7 protein-coding genes are annotated in these 12,901 nt (G+C 30.6%); all 7 read left to right on the top strand.

Annotated features, from left to right (window positions below; all coding sequences use genetic code 11):
- Positions 1–18: 18 nt before the first annotated feature.
- On the top strand, positions 19–2,928 hold the full coding sequence (locus K5V21_RS12090) for a DNA topoisomerase IV subunit A (protein WP_221861457.1): 2,910 nt from the start codon (positions 19–21) through the stop codon (positions 2,926–2,928).
- 16 nt (positions 2,929–2,944) lie between these two features.
- Positions 2,945–3,493, top strand: coding sequence for a DJ-1 family glyoxalase III (locus K5V21_RS12085; protein ID WP_221861456.1), 549 nt, complete (start codon positions 2,945–2,947; stop codon positions 3,491–3,493).
- A 17-nt stretch (positions 3,494–3,510) separates the two neighbouring features.
- Complete coding sequence (gene recJ, locus K5V21_RS12080) at positions 3,511–5,277, top strand: single-stranded-DNA-specific exonuclease RecJ (RefSeq protein WP_221861455.1); 1,767 nt, start codon at positions 3,511–3,513, stop codon at positions 5,275–5,277.
- Positions 5,278–5,369: 92 nt separating this feature from the next.
- Positions 5,370–6,449: an undecaprenyldiphospho-muramoylpentapeptide beta-N-acetylglucosaminyltransferase gene (locus K5V21_RS12075; RefSeq protein WP_221861454.1), complete on the top strand. Its 1,080-nt coding sequence runs from the start codon at positions 5,370–5,372 to the stop codon at positions 6,447–6,449.
- Between the two features lie 329 nt (positions 6,450–6,778).
- Entirely contained in the window at positions 6,779–10,291 is a 3,513-nt protein-coding gene (gene nifJ, locus K5V21_RS12070) for a pyruvate:ferredoxin (flavodoxin) oxidoreductase (protein ID WP_221861453.1), read from the top strand.
- A gap of 277 nt (positions 10,292–10,568) precedes the next feature.
- Positions 10,569–11,807, top strand: a complete 1,239-nt coding sequence (locus K5V21_RS12065) for a sensor histidine kinase (protein ID WP_204593708.1) — start codon at positions 10,569–10,571, stop codon at positions 11,805–11,807.
- A 22-nt stretch (positions 11,808–11,829) separates the two neighbouring features.
- Positions 11,830–12,591 (top strand): response regulator transcription factor, encoded by a 762-nt coding sequence (locus tag K5V21_RS12060; protein WP_221861452.1) that lies wholly within the window; start codon positions 11,830–11,832, stop codon positions 12,589–12,591.
- The last annotated feature ends 310 nt before the right edge of the window (positions 12,592–12,901 follow it).

Raw genomic sequence — 12,901 nt, 5'->3', positions numbered from 1 at the left:
TAGAAATGGAGTAATGACATGGCTAAGAAAGTTAGTAATATACCAGTGGATAAAAATATAATAAGAATTCCACTTGAGGAAGCAATGCCAGATAACTACCTTCCTTATGCAATAGAGGTAGCAAAGGATAGAGCACTTCCGGATGTTAGAGATGGACTAAAACCAGTTCATAGAAGAATACTTTATGGGGCATACCTTTTAAAGGCTTTCCCAGATAGACCTTATTATAAGTCAGCGAGAATAGTTGGGGATATACTTGGTAAATTCCATCCACATGGAGATTCATCAGTATATGATGCTATGGTTATTCTAGCTCAAAACTTCTCAACTAGAGAACCACTTATAGATGGACATGGAAACTGGGGTTCAATGGATGGTGATGGTGCAGCGGCAATGAGATATACAGAAGCTAGACTTGCACCAATTGCTATGGAGATGATAAGAGATATTGATAAAGATACGGTTGATATGGTACCAAACTATTCAGATAGTGAAATGGAGCCTACAGTACTTCCAAGCAGATATCCAAATCTTTTAGTAAATGGAACATTTGGTATAGCTGTTGGACTTGCAACTAATATACCACCACATAATTTAGGAGAAGTAACAGAAGGGGTTTTAGCATATATTGATAATCCGGAAATTACAACAACTGGGTTAATGGAATATATAAAAGGACCAGACCTTCCAACTGGTGGAGTCTTAATTGGAAAGAATTCATTAAAATCTGCCTATGAGACAGGAGAAGGAAAGGTTACATGTAGATCTAAGACTTCCATAGAAACATTAGAAAATGGAAGATTAGGCATTGTAATTACAGAATTCCCTTACAGAAGAAATAAATCAAAGCTTCTTCAAACTATTTCAGAAATGACAGCAGATAAGAAACATGCTAAAGTTTTAGAAGGAATAACAGATATAAGAGATGAATCAGATAGAAATGGTGTAAGAGCTGTTATTGAATTTAAGAAGTCTTTAAGTGAGAGTGATGCAGATAAAGTATTGAAGTACTTATTTAAAAAAACAGATCTTCAGTGCAACATAAGTTTTAATATGGTGGCTCTTGCAGATGGAAAGCCTCAAACTATGGGACTTAAAACTATAATAGGTCATTATGTTAATCATCAAAAGGATATAATTACAAGAAGAACAAAAAGAGAGCTTGAAATTGCAGAAAAAAGATTCCATATTGTAGAGGGATTTATAAAAGCAATAGATATTATGGATGAAGTGATTAAGACTATTAGAGGCTCAAAGTCAAAAAAAGATGCATCAGAAAACTTGATTAATAACTTTGGATTTACAGAAATTCAAGCAGGTGCAATTTTAGAGCTTATGCTTTATAGATTGACAGGACTTGAAATTAAAGTATTCCAAAAAGAATATAATGAACTTAAAAAAGAGATAAAGAAACTTAAGAAAATTTTATCAGAAGAGAAAGAACTTCTAAAAGTAATAAAGAAAGAATTAGAGGAAGTAACGGAGAAATTTAAGAATCCTAGAAGAACTAATATAATAGAAGATGATAGTGAAGCCAAGATTGATGTAGAAGAGCTTATTGTAATAGAAGATGTTATGGTTACATTATCTAAGGATGGATTTATAAAAAGAATACCAACTAAAAACTATGTTAGATCAAATCAAGATGTTGAAGCCATAGAATATAGAGAAGGTGATGAACTTAAATTCTTATTTGAGTCTAATACTAGAGATAATGTCTTAATATTCACTAATAAGGGGAATATGTATCAATTAAAAGGAATAAATATTCCAGAAGGTAAATGGAAAGATAAGGGTGAAAGAATAGATACCTTAATAAAAACATTAAACCTAGATGAAGAGAAGATAGTTGAAGTTATATCACAGACAACATTACATCCTAATAAATATCTTCAATTTATTACAAATAAGGGAATTGTAAAGAGGAGTTCTTTAGATAAATTTAAGACATCATATAGTAAACTTCAAGCAATAAAGCTAAAGGAAAATGAAGAAGTAATAAATATAATACTATTAAATGAAGATGAAAAGAAAGATTTCTTAAAGATTAAGACAAAATTAGGATTAGAATTTAATCTGGAGTTACCAGAAATCCAAGATACCCCAAGAAATATAATGGGAACATCTTTATTTAATATAACTTCAAGAGATATGGTAATCTATTGCGAATATATAGATTCATTAGAATATAAGGAGTTTGCTATAGGGGTAACAAATAAAAATACATTAAAAGCATTTTCAAGAGTTAGTAAAAATGATAGTTTAAAAACTTATACTGATAATACAAGTGATATGCTATTATTTACTAACAAAGGTAATGTAATTAAGGTTAAGTCATTCTTATTAGAAGGTGCAGTAAATGGTGAAATTAAAATAAGTGATATTGTTGATGGATTAATGAAAGATGAAAAAATCATAAAAATATTATCCTTAAAAACATATACTGAAAGTTTAGCAGTATATTCAATGACTAAAAGTGGATTAATTAAGAAAACAATTTTAAGCGAATTTAGCAACGAATTTATTTTAACTCAATATTATAAGTTAAAATTTGAAGATGATAGAGTTGTTTCAATAGAGATAAATAATGCAAGTAATGGAGAAATAGTTATAGTAACTAAAAAAGGAATGGGTATACGTTTCTTAAGTACGAACTTAAATCCAATGGGAAAAGTAGCATCAGGTGTTACAGGAATAAGCTTAAAAGAAAATGATGAGGTTATATATGGAAAGTATATATCAAGAAATGATAATGATGAAATAGCAATAACTTCAGAACATGATAGATTATTTACATTAACATCATCAAAGAAAAATATTCAAGAAGTTAAAGTTACTGATATAAAGCTTCAAAATAGAGCTGGAAGAGGAACTGATATAATGATGATTACCTTAGATGATGAAGTAGAGTCAGTTCAATATAATTAAAAAGGAGTGAGACTTTATGAAAAAAGTAGCGGTATTATTAGCAGATGGATTTGAAGAAATTGAAGCATTAACTGTTGTTGATGTTTTAAGAAGAGCAGATATACATTGTGATATGGTTTCAATTAATAATATAGAAGTTATGGGAGCTCATAATATAAAAGTTTGTGCAGATATTCTAATAGATGATATAGAGGAAGTTGATATGGTAGTACTTCCAGGAGGAATGCCAGGAGCTACAAACTTAAGAGATAATAAGAAAGTTATAAATTTAATACAAAACTGTATTAAAAATAATAAAAAGGTTGCAGCTATATGTGCAGCACCAATTGTATTATCTAAAGCAGAAATAATAAATGGAGAAGATGTAACATCTTATCCAGGTTTTGAAGAGGATATAATAGGGGCTAATTATAAAGAAGAGTTAGTTGTAGTAAGCAATAATATAATAACAAGTAGAGGTCCAGCAACTGCTTTAGAATTTTCATATACACTACTTAAAGAACTAAACTCACCTAAAGAAGAAGAGATTAGACGTGGGATGTTATATGAAATGCTAAAAAAGTAATTAGAAGGGTGAAATAAATGAAAGAGAAGTGGCTTGTAAGAAATAAGAGAGAAGAATTCCAAAGCTTATCTAAGGATATGAGTGAGAATAGTCTTATATTAAGGTTATTAGCAAATAGAGGAATCTCTCGAAAAAAGTCTGCTTCTCTTTTTCTAAATGGTACAGTAGAGGATATGTATGATAGCTTCTTACTAAAGGACTTAGATAAAGGAGTTGCTATTATAAAAGATGCCATTGAAAAGGGGAAGAAGATAGTAATATATGGGGACTATGACTGTGATGGAGTTTGTAGTACTGCAATTTTATATAAAGGACTTAAAAGACTAAATGCAAATTTTGAATACCATATTCCAAATAGAGAGAGTGAAGGATATGGTATGAATTCTGAAAGAATAAAGATATTAAAAGATGAAGGTGCTGAAGTTTTATTAACTTGCGATAATGGTATATCAGCTTTTAATGAAGTTGAGTACGCTAAGAAGATAGGACTTTCTGTAGTTATAACTGATCATCATGATATACCTTTCGTTGAAGAAGGTGGCAAAAAAATAAAAATGATGCCTAAGGGAGATGCAGTTATTAATCCTAAAAGGGAAGATTGCAAATATCCTTTTAAAAATCTTTGTGGTGCAGGAGTAGCATTTAAGTTTATTCAAGGGTTATATAGAGAATTAAATGTTGATATTGAAGAAAGTTTTCAGTTATTAGAGTATGCAGCTATTGCAACAGTTTGTGATGTTGTAGATCTTTTAGATGAAAATAGAATAATAGTAAAAAAAGGTTTAGAACTTATAAATAATACAAGTAAAAAAGGTCTTAAAGAGTTAATAAAGGTAAAAAAATTAAATGGTAAGGAAATATCAGAATATCATTTTGGTTTTGTTATAGGACCTTGTATTAATGCTACTGGAAGACTAGAAATTGCAGATATATCTGTAGAACTTTTAATTACAGAAGATGATGAGAAAGCTAAAGAACTTGCAATTAAGTTAAATGATCTTAATGAAAAAAGACAAGAGTTAACTATGGAAAGTACTGAAAAGGTAATAGAGAAGGTAGAAAATACCCTAAGAGATGATGAGAAAGTTATTCTTGTTTATGAGGAGAGTATTCATGAAAGTATAGCAGGGATAGTTGCAGGAAGAATAAGAGAAAAGTATAATTTACCTGCAATTGTTATGACTAAAGGGAGCGAGATGCCAAAGGGATCAGGAAGATCTATAGAAGAGTATAATATGTTCGAGGAACTATCTAAATGCAAGGAATTTATATATAAGTTTGGTGGACATCCAATGGCTGCAGGATTATCAGTAGAAGAAGAGAAAATACCTATGTTAAGAAAAGCGTTAAATGAAAAGTGTACACTAACTGAAGAAGATATAATAAGAAAAGTTATTATAGATGCTCCATTGCCACTTGAGTATATTGATTTTGATTTAGTGAATAAATTAAATGGAATGCGTCCTTTTGGGAAAGGAAATGGAAGCCCAATGCTTGCAGTTAAAGATGTTTTAGTAAATAGAATTATTTTCATGGGAAAAGAAAAGAATTTTTTGAGATTTAAAATTAAAATGAATAACGGTAAGATAATTGATGGAGTTAACTTCAATAAATATGATTATTTTAAAGAATTGTTTGAAGAAAAGTATGGGGAAGATGAATTTTTAAGATTACAAGATACAGGTTATTGTAATTTTAAAATGGATATATTATATTATCCAGAAATAAATGAATTCAATGGAAAACAAAATATACAATTATCACTAAAAAGTTTTAGGTTATAAGTAAAAAATATATTGTACTTTTAAATAAAGTATATATTATAAAATATAGGCAATGAAAAAGTAAATATCATGTATTAAGGAGAGGATATTTTTTGAGTAAATATAAGATAATAATGACTGGAGGGGGAACAGCTGGGCATGTTACTCCAAATTTAGCATTAGTACCATCATTAATAGAAGAAGGTTTTGAAATAAAATATATAGGAAGTAGAGATGGGATAGAAAAAGAAATAATAACAAGCAATAATATACCATACTATGGAATCTCATCAGGAAAACTTAGAAGATATTTTGATATAAAGAATTTTACTGATCCTTTTAAGGTGTTAAAGGGAGTACATGAAGCAAGGAAAATTTTAGCTAAAGAAAAACCAGATGTTATATTCTCAAAAGGGGGATTTGTAACAGTTCCTGTTGTTATAGCGGCCTCAATGAAGAAGATACCGGTAATTGCACATGAATCAGACATTACACCAGGTCTTGCAAACAAGTTAGCATCACCTTTCTGTGATAAATTATGTGTTACATTTAGGGAAAGTTTACAATTTGTTAAAAACAATAAGGGAGTATTAACTGGAAGTCCAATTAGAAAGGAAATTCTAACAGGATCAAAACTTAAAGGTAAAGAGATTTGTGGTTTTAAAGATAATAAAGATACAATTCTTATTATGGGAGGAAGTTTGGGGTCGAAAGTTATAAATGATGCCATAAGAGAGAATATATATAATATTCTGAAAGATAACAATATTATTCATATATGCGGCAAGGGCAATCTTGATAGCAATTTACAAAATGTAGATGGATACAAGCAATTTGAGTATGTAAGTGAAGAGCTTACACATTTTATGCATACAGCTGATTATATAATTTCAAGAGCTGGAGCAAACTCAATTTTTGAATTCCTTGCATTAAAAAAGCCAACTTTATTGATTCCACTTTCAAAAAATGCAAGTAGAGGAGATCAAATCTTAAATGCAAACTCATTTAAAAAAGAAGGATTTTCACTTGTAATGGAAGAAGAGGAGCTTCAAAGAGAAGGAATTTTAAAAGGGATAAAAATGTTAAAAGAAAGTAAACAAGAACTTATTAAGAATATGAATGAAAGTAAAATGAATGATGGTGTAAAAGAGATCATAAATGTGATAAAAAGTAGCATTAGAAGGAAAAAGTAGTAAGTTCTATGGAATGCTTGGAATTGTTGAAAATTTAATTTACAAATATATTCAGAAGCTTGCAAAATTAAAATAGTGTTATATAATAAAAGAGACGGTTTTTTCTTAATGACAAATAAATTTGTTTTAAGAAAGTTTAATTATTATAAACACTATTTTAATAATTATACAATAGTCATGATATTGAATAAAATTATATTTTACGTTATTTACTAATATATAATTTTATTTTATATACAGTCGTAAAGGTCCAGTATTGGCTTTTACTCAATAATAAATATTAAAAACTAAAATTTTTAATTTTTATAATTAGAAAGAGGGGTCACGCGATGAGAAAAATGAAAACTATGGATGGTAATACTGCTGCTGCTCACATATCTTACGCATTTACAGAAGTTGCAGCTATCTATCCTATAACACCATCATCACCAATGGCAGAACATGTTGATGAGTGGGTAGCACAAGGAAAGAAAAATATATTCGGTCAACCTGTTAAGGTAATGGAAATGCAATCAGAAGCTGGAGCTGCTGGAGCAGTTCATGGATCATTACAAGCAGGTGCATTAACAACTACTTACACTGCATCACAAGGATTATTATTAATGATTCCTAACATGTATAAAATTTCAGGGGAATTACTTCCAGGAGTATTCCATGTATCAGCTAGAGCACTAGCTACATCAGCATTAAACATCTTCGGAGATCACCAAGACGTTATGGCTGCAAGACAAACTGGTTTTGCAATGCTTGCTGAAGGATCAGTACAAGAAGTAATGGATTTATCAGCTGTAGCTCATTTAGCAGCTATTAAATCAAGAATTCCATTCTGTAACTTCTTCGATGGATTCAGAACTTCACATGAAATACAAAAAATTGAAGTTATTGAACATGAAGAATTAAAACCATTAGTAGATATGGAAGCTTTACAAGCTTACAGAGATAGAGCATTACACCCAAATCATCCTGTAACTAGAGGTACTGCTCAAAACCCAGATATCTACTTCCAAGAAAGAGAAGCTGTTAATAAGTTCTACAATGCTGTACCAGACATCGTTGAAGGATATATGGCTGAAATGACTAAGTTAACTGGAAGAGAATATCACTGCTTCGATTACTATGGTGCAAAAGATGCAGATAGAATCATCGTTGCTATGGGATCATGTACAGATGTATGTGAAGAAACAGTTGACTACTTAAATGCAAACGGACAAAAAGTTGGGGTTGTTAAAGTAAGACTTTACAGACCATTTGACGTTGCAAGATTAAAGAAAGCTATACCAGCTACAGTTAAGAAGATAGCTGTTTTAGATAAGACTAAGGAACCAGGATGTAACGGAGAACCATTATACTTAGATGTTATGAGTGCATTCTACGGAGAAGAAAATGCTCCAGTTATCGTAGGTGGTAGATACGGATTAGGTTCAAAGGATCCAAATCCAGGTCACATTGCTGCAGTATACGAAAACTTAGCAAAAGACGAGCCAAAGAACGGATTCACTATAGCTATAGTTGATGATGTAACTAATACTTCATTAGAAGTACATGAAGATATAGATGCTACTCCAGAAGGAACTACAGCATGTAAGTTCTGGGGACTAGGATCAGATGGTACTGTTGGTGCTAACAAGAGTGCTATCAAAATCATCGGAGACCATACAGATATGTATGCTCAAGGATATTTCTCATATGACTCAAAAAAATCTGGTGGTATAACTGTATCACACTTAAGATTTGGTAAAAAAGCAATTAAATCACCTTACTTAATAAACAAGGCTGATTTTGTAGCTTGTCACAACCAATCATATGTATATAAATATAATGTTTTAGAAGGATTAAAGAAGAATGGAACATTCTTATTAAATACTATCTGGAGCCCAGAAGAAGTAGACGCTCATTTACCAGCTTCATACAAGAGATACATTGCTGAAAACAACATTAAGTTCTATACTTTAAATGCTGTTAAGATAGCACAAGAAATCGGATTAGGCGGAAGAATCAACATGATAATGCAATCAGCTTTCTTCAAGTTAGCTAACATTATCCCTGTAGAAGACGCTGTTAAATACTTAAAAGATGCTGTTGTAACTTCATACGGTAAGAAGGGTCAAAAAGTTGTTGATATGAATAATGCTGCTATAGATAAGGGAATCGAATCAATAGTAGAAATTACAGTACCAGCTGAATGGAAGACTGCTAAAGATGAAGTTAAAGAAGAAGGAAGACCAAGACCAGAGTTTGTTAAGAAGATTGTTGATCCAATGAACAGACAAGAAGGATTCGAACTTCCTGTATCAGCATTTGATGGAATGGAAGATGGTACTTTCGAGCAAGGTACTGCTGCATTTGAAAAGAGAGGTATCGCTATAAACGTACCAGAATGGGATAAAGAAAAATGTATACAATGTAACCAATGTTCATATGTATGTCCACATGCTACAATTAGACCATTCTTATTAACAGAAGAAGAAGCTAATAATGCTCCAGAAGGATTAAAGTTAGTTGCTGCTAGAGCATTAAAGACTGAAACTCCAATGAGCTACACAATGGCAGTAGACCCACTTGATTGTACAGGTTGCGGAAACTGTGCACAAGTTTGTCCAGCTCCAGGAAAAGCACTAGTTATGAAGCCAGCTCATACTCAAGAAGTTGAAATAGATAACTGGGATTATGTAATTCATGAAGTTTCACCAAAGAAAAACCCAATGAACAAGAACACAGTTAAGGGTAGCCAATTCGAGCAACCATTATTCGAGTTCTCAGGAGCTTGTGCTGGATGTGGAGAAACTGCATACGCTAAACTTGTAACACAATTATTCGGAGATAGAATGATGATAGCTAACGCTACTGGATGTTCATCAATCTGGGGTGGATCAGCTCCTTCAACTCCATATACAACTAACCACAAGGGATATGGTCCTGCTTGGGCTAACTCATTATTCGAAGACAATGCTGAATTCGGATTAGGTATGTTCTTAGGAGCGAAAGCTATAAGAGAAAGATTAGTTGATAAAGCTAACGAAGCTATCGCTTCATTAGAAGAAGGAGAAGCTAAAGAAGCACTTAAGGATTGGGTTGCAAATGTAGAAGTTGGTGCTGGAACTAGAGATAGAGCAGACAGAGTAATAGCTGCTTTAGAAGGTTTAGACAACGAATTTGCAAAAGCAATCTTAGAAGAAAAAGACTTCTTAATCAAACCATCACAATGGATCTTTGGTGGAGACGGATGGTCATACGATATCGGATTCGGTGGAGTAGATCACGTATTAGCATCAGGAGAAGATGTAAACATATTTGTATTTGATACAGAAGTTTACTCAAATACTGGTGGTCAATCATCAAAGGCTACACCAACTGCTGCAATCGCTAAGTTTGCTGCATCAGGTAAGAAGACTAAGAAGAAAGACCTTGGAATGATAGCAATGAGCTACGGATACGTATATGTTGCTCAAATTTCAATGGGTGCAGATAAGAACCAAACTCTTAAAGCTATAGCTGAAGCTGAAGCTTACCCAGGTCCATCATTAATCATTGGTTATGCTCCATGTATTAACCACGGAATAAGATTAGGTATGGGTAACAGTACTTTAGAAGCTAAGAGAGCAGTTGATTGTGGATACTGGGGAATGTACAGATTCAATCCAGAACTAAAAGGAACTGGTAAGAATCCATTCACTTTAGATTCAAAAGAACCAACAGCTGACTTCAAGGAATTCTTAATGGGAGAAGTTAGATATGCTTCACTTGCTAAGGCATTCCCAGAAGCTGCAGAAGCTTTATTTGAAAAGACTTATACAGATGCTATGGAAAGATTAGAAGGCTACAAAAAACTAGCTGGAAAATAATAGTTATCTCTTATGAAGCTCAGATGAGAATATTCTCATCTGGGCTTTTTATTTTAATATATTAATAGATTTATTTTACAAATTTAATTAATTTTATAAAAAATGGATGTATAATTGTAAGATTATTAGTAGCTGCATTCGTTTTATGTCGAATTTAGTTGAATTTTATATACATTACAAAGTATAATTAAAGTTAGATAACTAAATAAGAGTAATAAAAAATATATTTAGTTTAAGATGATTTTTTTATCGAAATCTATAAAATAAGGAGGCTAATATGCCTAGGAGAATTTTATATTTAAATGATGTAATAGATATAGAAGTATTTCAAAAGATACAAGATGATATTGCTGAAGCAACTGGAATTTCTATTATAACTGTTGATTATAAAGGCAAACCAGCAACTAAACATAGTAGATGCAGTGATTTTTGTAATCTTATGAGAGCAAATAGTAAGTATTCAGAGCTATGTGAAAAATGTGATTCAAGAGGTGGACTTGAGGCAGCTAGATTAGAAAAACCATATATTTATAGGTGTCATAAAGGATTGATTGATTTTGCAACACCTATAATTGTAAATGGTCAATATTTAGGATCAGTAATGGCTGGTCAAGTATTAACAAGTGAGAATGAAAATATTGATCTTGAAGATATAGTAACTAGAAAACATATATTTTCTGATGTGGCTGAAGAAGAAAGAGAAAAATTATTAGAATCATATAATAAGCTTCCGGTAGTTGAATTTGATAGAATAAAATCTATAGCCAATATGATGTTCCATATAAGTAATTACATAGTAGAAGAAGCAGTGCTTAAAATAGCTCAAAAAGAATTAAATGAAAAAAATATTAAATTTATTGAAGCTAAAAAAGAGAAGGCAGAGCTTGAGAAAGAGTATGAAGCTTGTAGACTAAAAGCGTTACAATCTCAGATAAATCCTCATTTTTTATTTAATGTATTAAACAGTATATCTTCTCTTGCTATAATTGAGGAAGCACCTAAAACTCAAGAAGTCATATATGATTTATCTAACATGCTTAGATATACCTTGAAAAAAGTAGATAAAATACTTCGTTTGGAAGAAGAATTAGAATATATAGAATCATATTTAAATTTACAAAAAGTAAGATTCGGTGATAGATTAGATTATAGTATTAATATTAGTGATGAAGTTAAAGAGCAAAAAATACCTTTTATGAGTATACAAACTTTTGTTGAAAATGCTATAGTTCATGGGTTGGAGACAAAAGAAGAAGGTGGGAAAATAGAAATATTCTCTGAGGAAACAAATGATAGCTTAAGTTTATTTATAAAAGATAATGGTACTGGAATAACAAGGGATAAGTTAAATGAGATAAGAGAAGAGTTAAAATATAAATATGGTAATGATTTAGATAAAATAGGAATAAATAATGTTAATAAGAGAATGGCTCATTATTATGGAGAAGATTATAAAATAGAAATAGAAAGTAAAATGAGAGAAGGAACTTTAGTTAAAATTACCTTTGCAAAATAAAAAGTAGCTTAGGAGTGTAGATATGTTTAAGATAATGATTGTAGACGATGAGGTTTTAGAGAGAAAGGCTTTAAAAGTTATACTTAGTGATTTAAAAGGTGCTGAAATAGTAGCTGAAGCGTGTAATGGAAGAGAAGCTATAGAATTTGATAAAAAATATAATCCTGACTTAGTGATAATGGATGTAAAAATGCCAGGATTTGATGGATGCAAAGCGGCAGAAATAATTAAAGGTAATAGTCCAGATAAAATTATAATTATGATAACTGCCCATGATGATTTTGATTTAGTTAGAAAAGCTTTAGTATTAGGAGTTAATGATTATATTTTAAAACCAGTTAGGCCAAAAGAATTAATAAATACTCTTAGCAATATAATTGTTAATTTTAAAATTAACGAAGATGAAAAAGAAGTGGAAAAATATGCTGATAATAAATGTATAATTACTGAAGACGTGAGTGATATTAATAGACCTATTGAAAATGCAATAGATTACATTGATAAAAACTTTAAAGAAAATATTAGTTTAGATATGATAGCGTCAATATGCAATTTAAGTCCATGCTATTTTAGTAAATTATTTAAAAAAGAAGTTGGAGTTAATTATACAACATATATAAATAATAAAAAGATAGATTATGCAAAAAGAATGCTAGAAACTACTGATATGCCGATTTTAAACTTATCAATAGACCTAGGATTTGAAGATTGTGGTTATTTTATAAGAGTATTTAAAAAGGTCGAAGGAGTTACTCCCAAAAAGTATAGGGAAATGAATGCATAATATAATAGTATCCCCTAAGTAAAAGATTATGATAATTTTTTACTTAGGGGATATTTTTTATGATAAAATATTTATATTTTATTTAAAAAGGTAAAAATTTTGATTTTGATTTTTAATAATATAAGAAAATTTAATTTTTTTGACATATGTATACGTTAACCTAGCGGGTGCTTGACTAAATATTCACATTTTCTGTTCGTTGTAGAGAAAAAGTACAATTTTAATTGATAAAAATTAAACAATATAGTTCGAGAAGAAGACAAGATATTTTAATGGATTTTAATGTTTTTTAGATTAAAATGAATACATC

Origin of the sequence: Clostridium sardiniense (assembly GCF_019753795.1) — a bacterium.
Lineage (GTDB): Bacteria > Bacillota > Clostridia > Clostridiales > Clostridiaceae > Clostridium > Clostridium sardiniense.
The sequence above is the reverse complement of the archived record's forward strand: the minus strand, read 5'-3'. Positions and strand labels throughout refer to the sequence as shown.